The sequence below is a fragment of the Paucibacter sp. JuS9 genome, from assembly GCF_044043925.2.
GTDB lineage: Bacteria > Pseudomonadota > Gammaproteobacteria > Burkholderiales > Burkholderiaceae_C > JAUASW01.
The window spans coordinates 3,468,549-3,487,560 of sequence record NZ_CP194172.1 but is presented as its reverse complement, the minus strand read 5'-3'; the positions used below and the strand labels follow the sequence as shown (position 1 = coordinate 3,487,560).

Annotated in this window: 21 protein-coding genes; 2 read left to right on the top strand and 19 right to left on the bottom strand. The window is 67.5% G+C overall.

What is annotated here, in order from left to right; genetic code table 11:
- Positions 1-975, top strand: a complete 975-nt coding sequence (locus ABT392_RS15560; RefSeq protein WP_395385368.1) for an AraC family transcriptional regulator — start codon at positions 1-3, stop codon at positions 973-975.
- Between the two features lie 18 nt (positions 976-993).
- On the opposite strand, the gene ABT392_RS15555 is transcribed toward ABT392_RS15560, so the two are convergent.
- The 6 genes from ABT392_RS15555 to ABT392_RS15530 form a co-directional block, all read right to left on the bottom strand.
- On the bottom strand, positions 994-1,986 hold the full coding sequence (locus ABT392_RS15555) for an SAM domain-containing protein (protein WP_334278271.1): 993 nt from the start codon (positions 1,984-1,986) through the stop codon (positions 994-996).
- Between the two features lie 77 nt (positions 1,987-2,063).
- Entirely contained in the window at positions 2,064-3,545 is a 1,482-nt protein-coding gene (gene gtfA / locus ABT392_RS15550; protein WP_334278270.1) for a sucrose phosphorylase, read from the bottom strand.
- Positions 3,542-4,858, bottom strand: a complete 1,317-nt coding sequence (locus ABT392_RS15545; RefSeq protein ID WP_334278269.1) for an MFS transporter — start codon at positions 4,856-4,858, stop codon at positions 3,542-3,544. The genes gtfA and ABT392_RS15545 overlap by 4 nt, the downstream gene beginning before the upstream one ends.
- The gene (locus tag ABT392_RS15540; RefSeq protein WP_334278268.1) at positions 4,855-5,838 is read right to left on the bottom strand and encodes a PfkB family carbohydrate kinase; all 984 of its coding nucleotides are present in this window, start codon (positions 5,836-5,838) and stop codon (positions 4,855-4,857) included. The genes ABT392_RS15545 and ABT392_RS15540 overlap by 4 nt, the downstream gene beginning before the upstream one ends.
- Before the next feature lie 10 nt (positions 5,839-5,848).
- Positions 5,849-8,125 (bottom strand): TonB-dependent receptor, encoded by a 2,277-nt coding sequence (locus tag ABT392_RS15535; RefSeq protein WP_395385369.1) that lies wholly within the window; start codon positions 8,123-8,125, stop codon positions 5,849-5,851.
- Positions 8,126-8,381: 256 nt separating this feature from the next.
- Positions 8,382-9,416 (bottom strand): LacI family DNA-binding transcriptional regulator, encoded by a 1,035-nt coding sequence (locus ABT392_RS15530; RefSeq protein WP_395385370.1) that lies wholly within the window; start codon positions 9,414-9,416, stop codon positions 8,382-8,384.
- A gap of 84 nt (positions 9,417-9,500) precedes the next feature.
- Between ABT392_RS15530 and ABT392_RS15525 the strand changes: the two genes are divergently transcribed.
- The gene (locus ABT392_RS15525) at positions 9,501-10,109 is read left to right on the top strand and encodes a hypothetical protein (protein WP_334278265.1); all 609 of its coding nucleotides are present in this window, start codon (positions 9,501-9,503) and stop codon (positions 10,107-10,109) included.
- Here the strand turns inward: ABT392_RS15525 and ABT392_RS15520 are convergent.
- The 13 genes from ABT392_RS15520 to ABT392_RS15460 form a co-directional block, all read right to left on the bottom strand.
- Positions 10,094-10,417, bottom strand: a complete 324-nt coding sequence (locus ABT392_RS15520) for a DUF1330 domain-containing protein (RefSeq protein ID WP_334278264.1) — start codon at positions 10,415-10,417, stop codon at positions 10,094-10,096. The two genes, ABT392_RS15525 and ABT392_RS15520, sit on opposite strands and share 16 nt — an antisense overlap.
- A gap of 177 nt (positions 10,418-10,594) precedes the next feature.
- Positions 10,595-11,020 carry a PACE efflux transporter gene (locus tag ABT392_RS15515; RefSeq protein ID WP_334278263.1) on the bottom strand — a complete coding sequence of 142 codons (426 nt, stop codon included), beginning with the start codon at positions 11,018-11,020 and terminating at the stop codon, positions 10,595-10,597.
- A 46-nt stretch (positions 11,021-11,066) separates the two neighbouring features.
- Positions 11,067-11,765: a hypothetical protein gene (locus tag ABT392_RS15510; protein ID WP_334278262.1), complete on the bottom strand. Its 699-nt coding sequence runs from the start codon at positions 11,763-11,765 to the stop codon at positions 11,067-11,069.
- Positions 11,766-11,906: 141 nt separating this feature from the next.
- Positions 11,907-12,335, bottom strand: coding sequence for a hypothetical protein (locus ABT392_RS15505; RefSeq protein WP_334278261.1), 429 nt, complete (start codon positions 12,333-12,335; stop codon positions 11,907-11,909).
- A gap of 71 nt (positions 12,336-12,406) precedes the next feature.
- Entirely contained in the window at positions 12,407-12,658 is a 252-nt protein-coding gene (locus tag ABT392_RS15500) for a DUF1272 domain-containing protein (RefSeq protein WP_334278260.1), read from the bottom strand.
- 25 nt (positions 12,659-12,683) lie between these two features.
- Positions 12,684-13,091, bottom strand: a complete 408-nt coding sequence (locus ABT392_RS15495) for a VOC family protein (RefSeq protein WP_334278259.1) — start codon at positions 13,089-13,091, stop codon at positions 12,684-12,686.
- On the bottom strand, positions 13,088-13,519 hold the full coding sequence (locus ABT392_RS15490) for a potassium channel family protein (protein ID WP_334278258.1): 432 nt from the start codon (positions 13,517-13,519) through the stop codon (positions 13,088-13,090). The genes ABT392_RS15495 and ABT392_RS15490 overlap by 4 nt, the downstream gene beginning before the upstream one ends.
- A gap of 36 nt (positions 13,520-13,555) precedes the next feature.
- Positions 13,556-13,969 (bottom strand): YfeK family protein, encoded by a 414-nt coding sequence (locus ABT392_RS15485; protein WP_334278257.1) that lies wholly within the window; start codon positions 13,967-13,969, stop codon positions 13,556-13,558.
- 69 nt (positions 13,970-14,038) lie between these two features.
- Positions 14,039-14,332 carry a hypothetical protein gene (locus ABT392_RS15480; RefSeq protein ID WP_334278256.1) on the bottom strand — a complete coding sequence of 98 codons (294 nt, stop codon included), beginning with the start codon at positions 14,330-14,332 and terminating at the stop codon, positions 14,039-14,041.
- Positions 14,333-14,341: 9 nt separating this feature from the next.
- Complete coding sequence (locus ABT392_RS15475) at positions 14,342-14,851, bottom strand: OmpH/Skp family outer membrane protein (RefSeq protein WP_334278255.1); 510 nt, start codon at positions 14,849-14,851, stop codon at positions 14,342-14,344.
- A gap of 189 nt (positions 14,852-15,040) precedes the next feature.
- Entirely contained in the window at positions 15,041-15,673 is a 633-nt protein-coding gene (locus tag ABT392_RS15470) for a hypothetical protein (RefSeq protein ID WP_334278254.1), read from the bottom strand.
- Between the two features lie 178 nt (positions 15,674-15,851).
- On the bottom strand, positions 15,852-18,146 hold the full coding sequence (locus tag ABT392_RS15465) for a helicase C-terminal domain-containing protein (protein ID WP_395385371.1): 2,295 nt from the start codon (positions 18,144-18,146) through the stop codon (positions 15,852-15,854).
- Positions 18,143-18,943, bottom strand: a complete 801-nt coding sequence (locus ABT392_RS15460) for a hypothetical protein (protein WP_395385372.1) — start codon at positions 18,941-18,943, stop codon at positions 18,143-18,145. Before ABT392_RS15460 ends, ABT392_RS15465 begins: the two co-directional genes overlap by 4 nt.
- Between the last annotated feature and the right edge of the window lie 69 nt (positions 18,944-19,012).

Sequence of the window (19,012 nt, the reverse complement as noted above, 5' to 3'; positions counted from 1 at the left end):
ATGGACGCTCTTTCGCAGACGCTGCGCGTGGTCCGCCTGGTGGGGGCGATCTTCCTGCACGGCCGCTTCACCGCACCGTGGTGCTATCAGGCGCCGCATGCCGACTCGGCTGCGCCTCACCTGGAACCGACGGCAGAGCGGGTGGTGATCTTCCACATGATCACCGAAGGCGAATGCTGGGTCGAGATCGGCGATGCCGCGCCACAGCGCCTGGTGGCGGGCGACGTGGTGGTGTTCCCGCAGGGTGATGCGCACCGCATGGGCTCGGCGCCGGGCCTGCCGCCGGCAGCGGGCGCGCGGCTGGACGAGGTGCTGGCGCGCCGGCCGCGCTTGCTGGCCTATGGCGGCGGCGGGGCGACCACCAAGCTGGTGTGCGGCTACCTGGCCTGCGACGCGCGGCTGGCCCGCATGCTGCTGGCCGGCCTGCCACCATTGCTGAAGGTCAGCGTGCGCGGCTCGGATGCCGGCCTCTGGCTGGAGAGTTCGGTGCGCTATGCCCTGGTGGAGGCACGCTCGCCGCGGCCCGGTGGCCAGGGGCTGCTGGCCAAACTGGCCGAGGTGCTGTTCATCGAGGTGCTGCGCATCTACATGCTCGAACAGAGCAGCCAGCACACCGGCTGGCTGGCCGGCGTGAATGACCGCATCGTCGGCGCCGCGCTGCGCGCCCTGCATGCCGAACCGGCCCGTTGCTGGACGCTGGAGGAGCTGGCGCGCACCGCTGGCACCTCACGCTCCGTGCTTGCGGAGCGTTTCGCACAGCTGGTGGGTCAGGCGCCGATGCAGTACCTGGCCCAGTGGCGCATGCTGCTGGCCTCCAATCTGCTGGCGCGCAGCAATGCGCCGCTGGCGCAGATCGCCGAGGAGGTCGGCTACCAGACCGACACCGCCTTCAGCCGGGCCTTCCGGCGCGAGTACGGCATGCCGCCGGCGGCCTGGCGCCGTCGGCAGGCATGGGAGCCGGCCAGCAGAGCCTGACGCACGGCCCGGGCCGGCTCAGCCGCCAGCCTTCAGGCGCGCCAGCATGGCCTTCAAGGCCTGGTCGGCCATCACCGGTATCAGCTGCTCGTAGACCTGGGTGTTGATCTGATAGTCCACCTCGCGGCCGGTCACCTTGCCGAACAGGTTGGTGGTTTCGCGCAGGAACTTGGCCTCGGTGATGCCCCGGCTCATCATGTCTTCGGTCAGGTAGAGCTTGGCGATGTCGCCGTCGTGGCCCACGGCCAGGCGGGTGAAGCGCTCGCCCAGGCGCACGGCGGCCATGGCGCCCGAGCTGTAGTGCATCCAGGGGCCGGCGCGGCTGGAACTGTTCCAGACATGGGCGATGGGCACGAACACGCGCACATGCAGGCTGGCCGCGCCCAGCGCCTTCTGCAGCGCCTTGTCGTAGTAGGGCCAGTTGGTGCTGTACTGGCCGAGCCGGCCGGTGAAGGTCAGCGTGTCGTCGCTGACGCTGCTGAAGCCGGTGTAGTTGCTCTTCAGGTTGTCGTACTCGTCGCCCTTGAGATTGAGGATCAGGCCCTTGGGCGTGTGAAAGAGGCTTTTGTAGGCGCCCGACTTGGAACCCGGCGAGGCGGTTTCCATCAGCAGCGGCGTGGCGCTGGATTTCTCCTGCATGGTGCGGTATTCGGGCGTGGCCATCAGCGTGTCGTGCGGCACCAGCTCGAAGCCTGCGGCCCTCAAGGCGGCCTGGAAGTTGGCATACATGGTTTCTGTCATGGCCTGCAGCCGGCCAGGGTCGGATTGCAACGCCGTCTCGAAGCTCAGCGTCACGCCGCCGCCATTGGAGGTCTGGCCCAGCACGTACTGCACGACGAAGGACGCGATGGCCACCCTGCCCACTCCTCGGGCCGCTCCCAGATCGCGGTCACCGATCACCGGCGGCGAGTAGGCGAGGCTGCCGGCTTCATCAGCCTGGCCGTTGGCGCTCAGGGTGACAAACAGGAGGGCGAAGGCCGCGGTCAGGCGGCGCGTGTGAGGCAGGTTCACGGGTGGCTCCTTGTGAAGTGAGTCAATGGGCTCACCCGTGAACGCAGGAAATTTGCGCCAAAGGGCGCATGCCTCCCTCAGAAGCTGTCGGTCTGCACCTGGCCGCTTGTGTCGGTCCAGCGGCGTTGATTGGCCAGCGTGGCCATGTCCACCGTCAGCTCGGCCCACTGGTCTGCGTGGGTCCAGCGCAAGGCCAGCGTGGCGCCCTGGCCGGGCAGCAGCTCGAAGCGGCCGCCAAAGGCCGGATGCCCGTTGCGCCAGCGAATCAATTCCAGCAGTCGCTGCACCACCGGTGTTTGCACGGCGTCGTCCAGCTGGCCTGCATCGAAGTATTGGCGGTTGATGTCGCGGCCCACGCCGGTGCGCTGCAGCAGCGCCATGTCGTTGCGGCCGGCCAGCAGGCCCACGTAGTAGACCTGCGGCACGCCGGGCAGGAAGAACTGAAGCGCCCGCGCCAGCAGGTAGCGCCGTTCGTCGCCGCCGAGCGCGTCAAAGAAGGTGCAGTTGACCTGGTAGAGATCGAGGTTGGAGGCGGCGGCGCCCGTGGCCTGGCGGCTCTGGCCGCCGCTGTTGGCATGGATGCGTTCGACCAGGGCATCCAGCTCGGCCGGCGGCACGAGACCGGGCGAGCCCTCGCGGTCGGCCGCATCGGCGCCGATGTCGATGATGCCGATGCCGTCGTGCGTGTCGAGCACCGTGAGCGCATTGTTCGGGCGGACCCTGATCCAGTGCCGCAGCGGATCGGCCGTGCCGAACTCGAAGGCATGCAGCACCAGCGGCGGCAGCGCGAAGTCGTAGACCCAGTCCACCTGGGCGGCAATCTCGATCTGGCGCCGGTAGTAGGCATGGATCTCGACCAGCACCTCAATGCCCAGCGCCTGTGCGCGGCGGGTGAAATCGGCGACGAAGTCGAAGCTCTCCGGCATCATGAAGCAGGACTCGCCCGCCTTCTTGATCGCGTAGCCGGCCGCGTCGAGACGGATCATACGGATGCCGTTTTCGGCGAAGCGCTCGAGGATGCCGTCCAGGTAGGCGCGGCCCTCGGGATGCTGCACGTCGATGTCCAGCTGCTTGGACGTGAAGGTGGTCCAGAGGATCTTGCGCTCGCCGTTCTTCAGCGTGGCGCAGGTGAAGGGCAGGCCCGGGCGTGGGCGGTAGATCTTTAGCAGCTGCTGCTCGGTGGCGCCGTTCGGGAACACCGCCTCCATCGTGAGGAACAGGCCGGCATAGCGCGAGGCCTCGCCCTTCTCGGCAAAGTCCTGGAACTGCGGGGAGTCGGCCGACACGTGGTTGACGATCACGTCGGCCATCACGTCCAGCTCGCCGGTCAGTGCGCGCAGCTCGGGCCAGCCGCCCAGGCGCGGGTCGACCTGGGTGTGGTCGATCGGGTCGAAGCCGGCGTCCGCGCCATCGATCGGGTAGAAGAAGGGCAGCAGGTGCACGCCGCCGAAAGCGCCGGCCAGCGGGCTCGTGCCCTGCGGAGCGAGCAGGCCGCGCAGGCCCTCGAGCGTGCCCGCCAGTCGGTCGACGTAGGTGATCAGTTGGACTTGGTTCTTCATTTCTCTTGGTGCGGCAGGCGCACCCTCAGGACGGCCACGGCAGCCAGCAGAAGCAGGGTGCCGGCGAGGCGGATCACCTGGGCCGGGTCGCCGCCCAGCCAGGATTGGTAGATCAGTGGCAGGGTCAGCATCTGGATCAGCATGGGAATCACGATGAACATGTTGAAGATGCCCATGTAGACCCCGGCTCGCTCGGGAGGGATGCAACCCGCCAGCAGCACATAGGGGTTGCCCATGATGCTGGCCCAGGCCAGGCCCACGCCCAGCATCGGCACGAACAGCAGCGCGCGGTCGTGGATGGATGGAATCCACCACAGCGCGCCGCCGGCCAGCAGCAGGCACAGCGCATGCACCCGCTGCGCGCCGAAACGCCGGGTGAAGGGCAGCATGCTGAGCGCTGCCAGGAAGGCCACGAAGTTGTAGAAGCCGCCGATCTGCCCGTTCAGGAGGCCGGCCTCGCGGAAGCCGGCGGAGGTCGGGTCGTCGGTGCCGAACATGGTGCGGGCCAGGCAGGGCACGATGTAGATCCAGTAGCACATCATGGCGTACCACTGGAACAGCTTCATCCACCACAGGCGCCGCATCGCGTCGGGCATCTCGCGGAAAGCGGCGACGATCTCGGCCAGCGTCGCACGCGCGCCGCGCGGCCGGGCCCGCAGTGCCGAGAGCTCGGACGGGCTCAGCGGCAGCTCAGGCACGCGGCGCACCGACCACCACACGGTGACGAAGGACAGCAGGGCGCCGAGCTGGAAGGCCAGCAGCGTGGTCTGCGGGATGTGGTTGCTGCCCACGGCGTCGCGGCTCAGGCCAGCCCAGACCATCAGCGAGGGCGCCAGGTAGGCCAGGGTCTGTGCCAGGCCGGTGAAGGCGCTCTGGGTCAGGAAGCCCTGGGCATGCTGGCTCTCGTCGAGCCGGTCTGACACATAGGCCCGGTAGGGTTCCATGGTCACGTTGTTGGCGGCGTCCAGGATCCACAGCAGGGCGGCCGCGAACCACAGCGTCGGGCTGGTCGGCATCAGCAGCAGGCCGAGGCTGCACAGCAGGGCGCCGATCAGGAAGTAGGGCGTGCGCCGGCCCCAGCGCGAGACCGTGCGGTCGCTCATCGCGCCGATCAGCGGTTGCACCAGCAGGCCGGTCATCGGGCCGGCCAGCCATAGCAGCGGCAGGCTGGCCTCGTCGGCGCCGAGGTACTGGTAGATCGGGCTCATGTTGCTCTGCTGCAGGCCGAAGCTGAACTGGATGCCGAAGAAGCCGACGTTCATGTTCAGGATCTGCCACAGGCTGAGCCGGGGCTTGGCGGTGGAGGCGCTCATCGGATCTCCGCGAGGCTGGGTTGCAGCGGGGCGAGGCCCAGCGCTTCACGCCAGGGGTGGAAGAAGGCAGGGTCGGCCGGTGCCGGCCCGCGCTCGCCGCACATGGCGGCGGCAAAGCCGCTCGCCAGCCGCAGGGCCTCGGGCAGTGCCCGGCCTGCGAGTGTGGCCGCGAGCAGCATTGCACTGAAGGCATCGCCGGCGCCGACGGTGTCGACCAGGTGGGCCACGGGACTGGCGGGGCCTTCAGCGACCAGGCTGCCATCGGCCGCAAAGGCCGCATGACCCAAGGGACCGCGGGTCAGCACGAGCAAGCGCAGATCGAAGCGGCGCATCAGGCCGCCCACGGCGTCCCGCAGTGCCAGCGGTTCGGTCACGGTCGGGTCGGCATCGGGCAGGAACCACTGCATCAGCTGGGCCAGCTCCTCGTCGTTGACCTTGAGCCAGTCGGCCTGATGCAGGCAGGCCTCTGCGATCTCGGGGTCGCGGCTGTCGTCACGCAGGTTCAGGTCGAGGAAGAACAGCCGGCCGCCCTGGTCCAGGGCCTTCAGCATGTTGCCGAGCCGCAGCCGTGTGGCAAAGCGCCGCAACTGCAGGCTGCCGAAATAGACCACGCCGGGCTGCTCTGCCTCGGCCAGCGCCAGCACCGGGTGCGGGTCCAGGTGGTCCCAGGCGGCGACGCGGGCGATTTCGAAGCGATGGCCTTGCGGACCTTCGACGATGTGGACACGCCCGGTCGGATGCCGGGCGTCGAGCTGCAGGCCCCGCTCGGACAGGCCGGAGCGCCGCATCGCCTGACGGATGCGCAGCGCGCCGGCATCGTCCTGCCCCACGCGGCTGGCCAGCCGCGCGGCCTGGCCGAGGCTGGCCAGCGAGCGCGCGACATTGAGCGGTGCGCCGCCCGCGACCGGCCCGTCGGCGAACTCGTCGACCAGGGCCTCGCCGATCAGCAGGACCGGCCCGAGGGGCAGCAACTCCGCCATGGCCGCGGGCTCAGAAGTCGAACTTCAGCGCGGCGCGCACGGTGCGGCCGTTGAGCGCGCGGGCGGCGTGGCCGTCGCCTTCGATCTCGGTGTAGGCCAGTGCATTGAACAGGTTGTTGGCCGAGACCGAGAGCTGCGTGCGGGCGTTCAGCTGGTAGCTCGCGAAGGCATTCACCACACGGTAGGCCGGCATGGTGATGGTGTTCTGGTCATCGCCGTAAGACTTGCCCGAGCCGACGACCGACACGCCGAGTTCGAGGTCCCCGAGGCTCCAGGTCGGCGCCAGCTGGTAGACCAGCTTGGCCTGACGGCGCGGCTGCTTGCCCACCACGCTGGCGTCGTTCGAGCCCTTGATCTTGGCGTCGGTCAGCGTGGCACCCGCGTTCACGCGCAGGTCGCCCAGCGTGTAGGCGGCCTCCAGCTCCAGGCCGTTCGCGCTGTAGCGGTTGGCGGTGAAGTTGCGGGTCGTGACCTCGTAGTTGCTTTCCTTCGTGCGGGCATTGAACAGCGTGGCGAACAGGCTCAGGCCCTGCGAGCGCCACTTGACGCCGGCTTCCGCCTGGTCGATCTCGTTCACCGCGATCGGCACCGAGCCGTCGAGCGGGTTGCCGTAGAGCAGGCGGTCGGCGCTGAAGGCCACGCCGTTGCTGATGCGTCCGAACAGGGCCGTGTTCTTGTCCAGCGACAGGTTGGCGCCCAGCGAGTAGGAGTCGTGCGTGACCTTGTAGTTGACCGTCTTCTGGCTTGCGCCGTCCCAGGTCCTGGCCGTGTTGTTGCCGGCCACGGTGTAGCCGGCCGCCTTCTGCTCGTCACGCCGGATGCTGGCGTCGATGTTCAGCGCGCCGCTCTCCCAGGCCAGGGCCGCGTAGGGTGCGTTCTGGGTGTACTGCACGTTGAAGCTGCGGGTGCAGCAGCCGCCCCAGGTCGTCCAGCCGAGGGCGACGGGCTGGGTGCTGGGCTTGCCGGTGGCGTCGACTACCTGGGCGGCCGTGCCGCTCATCGTCAGGTTGTACTGGTTCCAGAACCAGGTCTGGGCCACATCCTGCGTGCCGGTGAACAGGCCGCCCACCAGGGTCAGCTTGCCGCCCGGCTGCTGGATCACCTTGGTGAGCTTCAGGTCGTTGAAGCTGTTGTCCAGGCTGTCGAGCGAGGTGTTGAACAGGGTGCCGGTGAAGAAGGCCGCCTTGCCGTTGTTGCCGTTGTCGGCCGGGAACAGCGCCATGAAGCGGCCGGAGTTGGACGCCTTGCGGAACTTGTCTTCAACGCTCAGGCCGTTGCCGAGGTCGTAGCCCCCCTCGAAGCCGATGGCCGTGCTCTTGACACGCAGGCCGTCGCGGGTGGCGCTGCTGACGGCATTGCCGTCCTTGTCCACACCCACGTCGCGCGACAGACCCGGCGTGATGAAGAAGGCGGTGCGCGGGTCGATGCCGTTGATCGTGTTGATGCGGCCGTTGCTCACGGTGACCGGCACCGGCATCAGGGACGGAGTCTTGTCATCCAGCGCCTTCAGGTTCAGGCGCAGCCAGCCCTGGTCGAATTTCTGCGTGATGTTGGCCTTGATCTGGCCGCCGCTTTCCAGCGTCTGGCCGGTGGGCCGGCCGCCCTCGCCGGTGCGGTTGAAACCGCCGATGTGGAAGCTCGTGCCCGAGGCATTGCTGCCGCCGTAGTCCACGTCGATGCGACGCAGGTCGCGGCCCAGGCCCAGGCTGAGGCCCACGCTGCCGCCCTTCTCGGTGCCGGTCTTGCTGATGAAGTTGATGACGCCGCCGGGCGAGTTGCTCACCAGCGTGGAGGCCGAGCCGCCGCGCAGCACTTCCAGGCGCTCGACGTTGTAGTCGGCGCGCAGGAACTGGTCGGCCGTGCCGAAGGCGATGTCGCCGAACAGCAGCACCGGCAGGCCGTCTTCCTGGATCTGCACATAGCGCGAGCCGCCGGCCGACAGCGGCACGCCACGCACGGTGATGTTGGCATTGCCCTCGCCGCCGGAAGATTCCGAGCGCACGCCGGGCACCGAGCGCAGCAGCTCGGTGGCGCTGGTGGCGCCGGAGCGGCTCAGCTGCTCGCCGTCCAGCGAGCTGATGGACAGGCTCTGCTTCATCTTGCTGACCTTGATCGAGGTGCCGGTCAGCACCACGCGGTCCAGCTTGAGGCCGTCACCTTCCTCCGCCTTGGTGGCGGGCGGTGTGGCTTCCTGCGCGAACACCGGGCTGAAGGCCAGGCTCAGGGCCAGGGCGAGAGGCGCGGCCTGGAAGCGTCCGCGGGGCAGGGGCGAATGGGGGGCTTGCATTGTGTTGTCTCCGGGCTTGGCGCATGGGGCGCTCTGGGTGGGGTCTCCTGGATGGTGTGCCCCGTTTGTACCGGTGCACACCATCCTCGGCCTGTCGCCATTCTGGGCTCGGTCGATTTGTTTTGCAATCGATTGCAATTCAGGGATAGCGCTATGAGATCGCGATAGATTGGGTGCTACTCGCGCGCAGACGCGAAATCGAGCGGGAAAGGATTGGTTTTAATTGCAATCCTTTGCATCGGCGAATTGACTGCGCTCAGGGAGCGCTCTGGCGCACCACCAGGTGCACCGGCAGCGTCACGGGCAGGGCGGTCTGGCCGTTCAGCAGGGCCATGAGCTGCTCCACCAACTGGGCGCCGGCTTGGGCCACGGGCTGGTGGACGCTGGTCAGGGGTGGGTCGCAGTAGGCGGCCAGCGGCATGTCGTCATAGCCGCAGACCGCCACATCGGCCGGCACCTCGCGGCCCAGGCTCCGCAGCACCTGGATGGCCTGGAGCGCGAGCAGGTCGCTGCAGGCCACCACGCCGTCGATGGCTCGGTGCTCGGCGAAGAAGCGCTCCATTGCTGCGCGGCCGCTGCTCACGTCGAAAGGCGCCTTCAGTTCCAGGCCCGGCGTGCGAGGCTGGCCGGCGCGCTCCAGCGCATCCCAGTACCCGGCGCGCCGCATCATGACCTCGGGCAATTCGGCATCACCCAGGAAGGCGATGTGGCGACGGCCGGCGTCCAGCAGGTGGCGTGTGGCGAGGTCGCCGCCCAGGCGGTTGTCGCCCCCCACGTTGCAGTACAGCTGCTGTGGCATCTGTGCCCCCCAGACCACCACCGGCAGCTTGCGGGCGGCCATGTCGTTGAGCTGGTCGTGGTGGCGCCATTGGCCGATCACCAGCAGGCCGGTGGCCTTGCCGGAGTCGATGATCTGCGCCGCCAGGTCCAGCCGCTCGGCGTCGACGCGGGACAGCAGCATGTCGATGCCACGGTCGGTCAGCTCGTCGGCGATGGCGCCGACGATGGACAGGAAGAAGGGGTCGGAGATGTGCTGCCTGGACTGCGCATCGAAGGGCACGACCACGGCCACCGTGTTGTTCTTCTGCAGGCGCAGGTTCTGGGCGCCGAGATTGATCGAGTAGTTGAGCGACCGGGCCAGCTCGGTGATGCGCTGGCGGGTCTCGTCATTGACCAGGCGGCTGCCGCTCAGGGCCCGGGACACGGTGGACACCGAGACGCCGGCCAGGCGTGCGATGTCGGACATCTGCAGCCGGCGCTGTTCCTGCTTGCTGGGGTACTCTGCACTCATGGGCACTATTGTCGACGCCGGCGGCGGCCCGGGACCGCAGGGTTAGCGCCAGCCCGTCGACGCGTTGAGCCGGGAGGGCGTGGCATGGCGAATGCAAAGGATGATCGATCGCTGAACCTGGTGCTGGGCGAGGCGCTGCAGCGGGTGGTGGCTGACCCGCCGGCGTCGAATCAGCAGCGTGCGGTGCAACCGCTGGCGGCCGCTCGGCGCCTGACCGAGCAGGCCGCGCGGCGTGCCGCTTTCGCGGCTGGCAGCCTCTCGCTTCCGCCAGGGCCGCTGGGGTGGTTGACACTGCTACCTGAAATGATGAGCGTCTGGCGCATCCAGGCGCAGCTCGTCGCCGACATCGCCGCCGTGTACGGACGCAGCCACGAGCTCGATCGGACCCAGATGCTCTATTGCCTGTTTCGCCACACGGCGGCGCAGGGCCTGCGCGACCTGGCTGTGCGGGTGGGTGAGCGTCTGATCGTGCAGCCGCTGGCGGCCGGGGCGCTGAAGAAGCTGGCCGGCGCCATTGGCTTGAAGCTGAGCCAGCGCGCGCTCGGCAGCAGCATGGCGCGCTGGCTGCCCCTGGTTGGCGCGGCCGGCGTGGGCGCCTACGCCTGGCATGACACGCGCCAGGTCGCGCGGGCCGCCATCGAACTGTTCGAGACGCAGGCTCCCGGTCAGCCGCCCGCTCAGCCGCCAGGCTGAGGGCCACCGTAGCCCTCGACGATCACCATGTCCACCACGCTCACCGCCGTGCGCAGCTTGATCGCCGCCTGGTAGCCGGGCGAGGCCCAGCAGTCAACGGCCGCCTGGTAGCTCGGGAACTCGATCACGACATTGCGTGCGCGGCTGCTGCCCTCCGGGTTGTCGAACCTGCCGCCGCGCACCAGGAAGCGCGCGCCGTGGGCCGCCAGCGGTTCGGCGTTGGCGGCCACATAGGCCTTGTATTGCTCGGGGTCGCTCACGTCCACGCGGGCGATCCAGTAACCCTTGCTTGCCTTGCTTTCACTCATCGCGATGTATTCGCAGCGCCGCAGCCGCGGGGCTCCGTCCAGGTAGTCGAGGAGTGCTCAGTCTGCCATTGCCGGGCCCGCACCACCATCCCGATCACTCAGCGGGTGCTGGCCGCCGTCCCGCACCATCAGCAGGCAAGCGCAGAGAGTCGCCGCCGTTCTCGCGCAGGTCGAGGATCAGGCCGCGCGCGCCGAAGCGGGCAGGCCGAAGAGACGGTCGAAGGCCCAGGTGAAAGCCACCGTGTAGACCATGAAGAAGAGCAACAGGGCGAGGTCGGCCAGCAGCGCCTCCCACCAGCCGATGGACAGCCACCAGGCCATCACCGGCACGAGCCAGAACACCAGCCCGCCCTCGAAGCCGATGCCATGCGCGATGCGGCGCGCCAGCGAGCGGCCGCGCTGGGCCTGGCGGGCCTCCCAGCGTTCGAACAGCGCATTGAAGGCGTAGTTCCAGGCCAGGGCGACGCTGGACATCAGCGCGGCCAGCGTCAGGCTGGAGCTCATGCTGTGGCCGTACACCCAGGCCAGCACCGGGCCGACGACGGCGATGGCGATGAATTCGTAGAGCAGGGCCTGGACGATACGGCGGCGGCGGGGGCTCATGGGACGGCGAGGGCAGACGGGTTGAAGAGTCGCCGATGCTAGCCGTTCAGCGCACGCACAAGCTCACGTTGGCTTTTGGGTCGGAACCGGCGGCTGCTGCGCCGGTGGCGGCGATGGCCGGAGCCACGGTCAACTTGCGCCCAGCTCCGCGCCAGACCGAGCCGTCCGGCTGCCGCTCCTCCAGAATGCATTCCACGCTGCCGAGGGCGATGGCCATCTTCTCCTCCAGCGTCAGGCGGATCCTGGTGTTGCTGCGCGGGTCGCTCAAGGCCGGGTTGTGGAACTTCGTGAACTCGCCCGCCTTGCCTGGCTTGGGCAGCTCGATGCGCAGCGGCGTGCGGTCCGGGGCAACCGCTGCGGCGCCGGCTGCGCTGCCAGCGGTTGCCTCCGAACTGCCGGTGGTGGCAGGTGCAGGGGTGCCCGCTTCGCTCGGGGTCAGGTCTTGCTGCGAGTGGACCGGCGGGATTGAAATCGGTGTCGCCGGCGCTGGCGGCGGCTGCGCTTGCGCTGTCTCGCGCGGCCTTTCTGGAGGCTTTTCTGGCACTCTTGCCGGTGCGACTGGACGCAGCCAGAGCGTCACGCTGGCCCATGACGGCTTGGCAGGCCCGGCACGGTCGCGCTGCTGCATCTGCAAACCCAGCAGCCACAGCGCTGCCAGATGGGCCGCAGCCAACAAGGCCAGCAGCGGCCAGCGCCGATGGGCGCGGCCCTGCGGCCAAAGGCCGTCTGTCGGAGAAAGGCTCAATGGACTGTAGAGACGCGAAAGCAGGGAAGGGCGAATACGGCCGTGTGCATGATGCGCCGCGATGCTAGCGGCGTTTCATGTCTGCAGGGTGGGCGTCTGATGTCCGGCTTGAAACAGATGCCGGTTCTCTGCCTTGGCGGCTCAGCGGCTCAAGAGCAGGTTGAGCTTGAAGCCATTGCTGATCTCGACCTGGACCTTCTTGCCAAGCTCGGCAATCAGCGCGCCGTCGGTATAGCCGAGCGCCTGCTTCTCGCCACCGGCGCCGGGCAGCGGGCTGGCGCTGTAGGTGATGCGAAAGCTGTTGCCATCAATGGGGTTCACGCTGAGCACGTAGCGGCGCGAGCCCTCGGTGAAGCCGATCGTCCCAGGCGCGGCGATGCGCGCCTTCAGGCTGCTCTTCTGGCCGGCATCGGCAATATCGGCTTCGATCTGCAGGTTGCCCTCTCGTGTCGCCGGGCTGCTGGCTTCGCTGGTGGCCGGTGCGTCCTTGGCCTGGGCCAGCGGCAGGGCACAGCAGGCCATCAGCAGGCCGGCAAGCAAGGGAGTGGCGTATCGCCTGGATGGGTTCATGGGGTTCTCCTCCTTGAATGGTTCTTGTGGATGGCTTCTAGCCAACTTGGCGGTCTGCCCGGGTAAGCCTCTCAGGGCTTGCCTGGGGCGCAGCCCTGAGGTTTGTGAACGCGAGTGGTTGAAGCCGGGTTGACCGCCAACTTGCCTCCCGGCCGGCGCGGCCGCGGCAGCAGTTCTCCGCCGCAATTGGGGCAGACATTGCCCAGCTTTCCTTCGGCGCAACTGGCGCAGAAGGTGCACTCGAAAGAACAGATGCGGGCCTCGGTGCTGCTCGGTGGCAGGTCGATGTCGCAGCATTCACAGGACGGTCGCAGTTGCAGCATGGCGGTTTTTGCTTTCGGGAGTGCTTCAGGGCGTGGCGGCGCTGGCCGGCTCGCGCAGCTGGATCACATTGCCTTCCGGGTCATGGCCGTCGCAGGCGCGAAAGCCCCGCGCTTCCCACTCTCGCTCGCTCGGCGCAATCCAGCCGCCCAGCGCTGGTGCAGCCAGGCGGGCCGCGCCAATGCTGGCGACCGGCAGGCAGAGCTTCCAGTAGCTGTCTTCGCGGACCTGCAAGGCCGGACCGCTGGCCGGCTCCGGCTCGCCCCGCATTGCATGGATCACCAGCTGCAGGCCGGCGAGTTCCAGCACTACATGATCGCCCTCGTCATGCACCACAGCCATGGCGGCCAGCTCGCGATAGAAGCGTGCCAGCCGCTCCACATTGGCCACGAACAGCACGGCGCAGGGAGGAGGCAGTACCGAGGTGGCGCTCATGCCTTCTCCTTGCCCCAGAACCTCTCCATCGTCAGGTAGAGGTAGGACGCCGACCAGCCGATCAGCAGCAGGCCGTTGAGCGCCTCGGCGCCGGCGATCAGGCGCACCGGCCCGACCGGGGCCAGGTCGCCGAAGCCCAGAGAGGTATAGGTCTCGGCCGAGAAATACATGCAGCTGGACATCGAGAAGCCGGCCGACCCTACCAGGTTGCCGGCATCGGCGTAGGCCACCAGGCCGTAGAGCGCGAAGCCGTACAGCAGCATCTCCAGCACATGGGCAGCGAAGGCCGCCATCAGCACCACGAGCACCTTGGAGCGCGCCGGAATCCGGAGCCGGGGCAGCCAGCCATTGAGCAGGCCCAGCACCTCGTAATGGATCAGCGTGGTCAGGGCCAGCAGCAAGAGGGTGGCGGCAGTGACGGCAAGCATGGCTGAGTATTGCTCGATGCGCTGCCCTGTCGCGCCTCAGCGTGAAGCCGGCGCTGCGGCCGGACGGGCCGCAGCAGATCGGATCGACTTCAGTTCGTTGCTGAGCCACGGCCCGCTCTCCACCGCTGCCACCTGAGCGCAGCGCACCAGATAGGGCTTGCCGCTGGAGCTGCTCTTGCTGGCGGCCTGTTCGATGAACTGCTCGCTGTTGCGCACCAGGTTCTTGCCTTCCAGGTAGGCGAGCTTGCGCAGCAGATGGCTGCGGGCCTCGGCGGCGTCGTACCAGCTGCCGTTGCGATTGAACTGGCAGCCCGAGCTTTGCAGGCGGCCCAGCAAGGCATCGATCTCCGCGCGCACTGCCGGCGCCACCGGCTCGGCCCGCGTTGCACTGCTGCAAGCCAGGGCGAGCAGCGCTGCGGCGAAGGATGAAGGACGGATTCGGATGCTCATGGAGCTGGCTTGTTCAGGGCTTGCCATGCTAGCGGCGCGTCGGTTTCGACAGACCCTTTCGCGCGGCCATTAGCTGCGCAGTGCGCCGCTCACCAGCACGGCCACGAGGGCCGCCAGCAGCCAGGCGCCGATGCGCGTCAGCAGGGGCTTGTCCACGCCCCGCGTGCCCGGTGCCTGGTCGGCCGGCTTGAAGCCGACGACGAACGCATGCGCGGGCAGGCCGATCAGCAGCAGCGTTCCAAGCACTAGCTCCATGCTGCCGCCACTGGCTGAACTGCCATAGGTGGACCACAGCCAGGGCCAGGCGAGGGCAGAAAAAACGCCGGCAAGTGCGGCGGTGACCGGTGTCGGGATGATCTTCACTGCAGTGCCTCACTTCTGTGCGTCCACGGCCTCGATCACCTTGTTGGTGATGTCGACCGCCGGGCTGCGCATGAGGATGCCATCGCGCAGGATCAGGTCGTACTTCTCGCTCTCGAAGATCTGCCTGACGGCGCGGTCGACGCGCTGGTTCAAGGCCGATCCTTCCTGGTTGCGGCGCAGCTGCAGGTCCTCATCGAAGCGGCGGCTGCGGCGCTCAAGCTCCCGCTTTTGATCGGCAAGTTCGCGGCCGCGGCGCTGGCGTTCGGTTTCGCTCAGCGCGGGCGCGTCCTTCTCCAGCTTGTCCGTTGCCAGGCGCAGCTTGGTATCCAGCTCCTGCAGCTCCTTTGCCTGCTTGCCGAATTCGGCTTCCAGGCGGGCCTGGGCTGCCTGTGCGGCCTTGGCCTCGCGCAGCACGCGGTCGGCTTCAAGAACGCCGATCTTGAGCACTTGCGCTTGCGCCGCCAGCGGCGCCAGGCTCATCAGGACGGCCGCAGCGGCCGTGGAAAGGAGTTTTTTCATCAGGATCTGGACTCGACAGTAACGGGAAACGAAGCATGCATCCTAGGGGCGCCGCCTGCCTCCGCGTCTCGGGCATTCCCCTGCCTGGCCGGCGCAGCTCATGCCGCAGCGCCGGCCACGGGGCCGGTGATACCCGGCGGGTGCAGGCTCCATGCCGTCTCGCCGGTGCACACCCGTGGGGCTAGAACTTCATTGCTGCACTGAGAACCCGTTCAGGAATTCATCAATCTCTGCCAGGTTGCGATCGATCAGGTTGGTGGAGGTGTAGACCATGAACTGGGTCGAGCCGCTCTTGTCCGACATGTAGTGGCCGACATACGTGAAATTGGCTCCTTGAGCCGATGCGTCAATGCGCATTCTTATGACCTTGATGCCATTCACCATCCTGTATTCCTGCGAAACGATTCGCGCGTTCGGTGCGAACTTCTTGGCGTTCTCGAGCGCCAGCTGAGCCAGGTTTTCCAGGCCGATTTCAATTTGCTCGGTGATGAGCATTCCATAGACGTCGGCCTCCTTGTGCTTGAACTTGTATTCGGATGCCTCGGTATTCCCCTCGGTCTTTCTGAACGTCCACTTCTTGGGGTCTATCCAGGCTGCAGCCTTGTTCTTGGTGCTCTTGAGGAGAAATGACTGGTTGTTCGCCTTGGCGAAGGTGATCTTGTTGAATTCGATGGACTTGGACTTGTCGGCTTCACCGCTCGCGTATTTCCAGGTCCCGTCATCACTCAGCAGAACAACCTTGCCGTTGTCGGTCACGGCATATTGGTCGGCGTAGGCGTTCAGGGAAAAAAGAAGTGCGGCGATGAGGGTGAACTTGTTCATAGGTGAGTGAATGCTGATCAAGGGCAGCCTGCGAGCGGGCTGTTCAAGCGTATGAGCGCATCCTATTGCCGCTTCCGTCGGCCAGCTCCTGGGCTTTCCCCGTCATTCCTTTGGGGGATCCCCTCCAAACCCCTGCGGCCCCGGGTGGCCCTGCGTTCAAGCTTTGGCTGCCTCTCAGTCACTCGAGCTCCCACCACCCTGGCAGCAGGCCCTTCACCTCCGGCTTGCCAAAGCGGTCATCCATCAGGTGCACCACGCCTGAGTCTTCGGTGGTGCGGATGACGCGGCCCGCGGCTTGCACCACTTTCTGCAGGCCCGGCACCAGATAGGCGTAGTCGTAGCCACGGCCCTTGCCGAAGCGCGCCTCCAGCCGCTCGCGAAACTGCTCCGTCACCGGGTTCACCTGCGGCAACCCCAGCGTGGCGATGAAGGCGCCGATGAGGCGCTGGCCGGGCAGGTCGATGCCTTCGGCGAAGGCGCCGCCCAGCACGGCGAACGCTACGCCCTGGCTCTCTGCCGTGAAGCGGGCGAGGAAGGCCTTTTGCTCTTGCTCGCCCATGCGGCGTTGCTGGCGCCATTGCGGCAGTTCGGGGTGGCGCTCGGCCAGCCGGTCAGCAACTTGCTGCAGGTAGTCATAGCTGCTGAAGAAGGCGAGGTAGTTGCCTGGGCGCTCCTGGTACTGGGCAGCGATGCGGTCCACGATGCGGTCCAGCGAGGCGGCGCGGTCGCGCCAGCGGGTCGAGACTTCGCGGGCGATGTGCACCTTGAGCTGCTCGGCGCGGAAGGGCGATTCCACGTCCACATAGCCATGGGTCTCGGGCAGGCCCAAGAGGTCTGCATAGCAATGCGGCGGCTGCACGGTGGCAGAGAACAGTGTGCTGGTGTGCGCCGCCTGAAGGCGCGGCTGCAGATGCGGCGCGGGCACGATGTTGCGCAGGCAGACGACCGGTGACTCGAGCTGCCACGCAGCATCCTTGCCACGCGAGCCAAAAGCCGTCTGCGTGTTCTTGCTGAGGTCGACGATGGAATGCGCCGGGTCCAGCGATTCCATCAGACGCAGGAACTGCAAGGCCTCGAGATAGAAGCCCTGCAGCGCCGCATCAGGCGGCTCGGCCGGGTGCTCGGCCAGGTGCTCGCTGATGCTGCCGTTGGCGTTGATCAGCGCTTCCACCCAGTCGGCTGGCGGCTCGCTGCAGACGCGGTACTCCTCTTCGCTCTTCAGTTGGTGCCAGGTCTTGCGCAGCTTGTCGAGCGCGCGCTTGATGGCGCCGTTCTTGCGCGCGGTGACTGAGCGGCGGGCATCGGCCAGGCTTTCTGGATGCAGCTCGGCGCTGTACATCGAGCGGCCACGGTCCACCAGGTTGTGCGCCTCGTCCACCAGCAGGCCCACGCGCCAGTCGTTCGTCTGTGTGAGCGAGTACAGCAGCGCGCTGCCGTCGAAGAAGTAGTTGTAGTCGCCGACCACCACATCGGCCCAGCGCACCAGCTCCTGGCTCAGGTAGTAGGGGCAGACCGCATGCTCGCGCGCCAGCTCGCGCACGCGGGCCTGGTCCAGCGGCAGGGCTTGCGCTACGGCCGCCGCGCGCGCTGCCGGCAGGCGGTCATAGAAGCCCTGGGCCAGCGGGCAGCTCTCGCCATGGCAGGCCTTGTCGGGGTGCTCGCAGGCCTTGTCTCGCGCCACCAGCTCCAGCACGCGCAGGCCCGGCGCGGGCAGCTGGCGCATGGCGTCCAGCGCGAGCTGGCGGCCCGAGGTCTTGGCGGCGAGGAAGAAGACCTTGTCGAGCTCGTTCGCCGGCGCGGCCTTGAGCAGCGGGAACAAGGTGCCCAGCGTCTTGCCGATGCCAGTGGGCGCCTGCGCCAGCAAGCAACGGCCACTGCGCGCGGCGTTGTAGACGGCGGTGGCCAGCATGCGCTGGCCGGCGCGGAACTCGCCGTGCGGGAAACTCAAGCCCTGCAGCTCGCCGTCGCGCAATGTGCGGTGCGCCAGCTCCTGCCTGGCCCAGGCGAGAAAGCGGCCGCAATGCTCGGCGAAGAAGGCCTGCAGCTCCGCGGCCTTGCAGCGTTCGGTGAAGACTGTTTCCTGCTCGGTGCCGATATTGAAATAGACCAGGGCGAGCTCGACTTCATCAAGCTCGCGCTCGGCGCAGAGCAGGGCACCGTAGATGCGCAATTGCGCCCAGTGCAAGGCGCGGTGCGTGGCGGGCTGTCGGTCGAGCCGGCCCTTGTGGGTCTTGACCTCTTCGAGGCGGCTGCGCGCGGCATCGAAGCCATCGGCACGGCCGCGTACCAGCAGCTCTTCGAAGCTGCCGCTGAGGCTGACTTCGCGTTCGTAGTCGCTGCCGCGACGCGAGGCCACGCGGGCATGGCCCTCGATGCCTTCCAGTGCGGAAGGGGCTGGCGTGAAGCGCAGGTCCAGGTCGCCCGTTTTCGCGCTGAACTCGCAAAGCTCGCGCACCGCGACCCCGTAAATCACACGCCCGCCTCATTCAATGGCGCCTGCGGGCTTTCATCATCGAAGCGCGGCAGCGGCGTGGCCTTGGCAAGCGCCATCCAGACGGCGAAAGGCAGGGTGCGCGGCTGATGATGTGCCGGCCGCAACTGCTCGAAGCGGCCGGTCTCGATATCGCCATGCAGCACCCAGACGCCAAAGGGTTCGGGGATTTCTTCGGGCTCGGCAATGCCAGCCGGGAACAGGTAGAAGCTCTCGCAGCACAGCCATTCGTAGGCCTGGCGCTTGGCGGCATGGCGCAGGTCTGAAAGCAGGTCGGCGCGGCTGGCTTTCACCTCAACCACCTGTGGCTGCAGATAGGCCTGGACGCTGGTATTGCGGATGGAGAACAGATCGGGCCTGGACATGCGCCAGCCATGCGGCGCTGGCGCTTCTGGTGCCGGCTCCTCGGGCCACAGCGGCGCTCGTTCCTGAGCCTGCAGAACTGTGGCGTCTGTGGTGGCGCTGGGATCCACCATCGCCCGCAAGGCCAGCTCGCGCCAGACGATGCGCCCGCCGGTCATCAGCTGCTCGGCAAAGCGCAAGGCCAGTCGGTCATGTCTGCTCAATGAACGCAGGCCCTGCTGTCGCGCCTCGGCCAGCCAGGTGATGCCGGCCTCGGTCAGCCGCAACTGCTCGCGGCCTCTCTCATCGGCCTGCTGCTTCACGAGGCCCGCGGCCAGCAGGTCGATCTCGAGGCCGTCCTTGCAGGGCCAGCCGGCCGATCGCCAGAGGTTCATCAGGCGCGTGCGGTGCTGGCGGGTGAGGGCAATGGAGCTCATCGGAGTACTGAGTATAAATACAGTATCTCGACATGATGCTTCGCAAGTTGCGCCACTGATCCGGGGCAT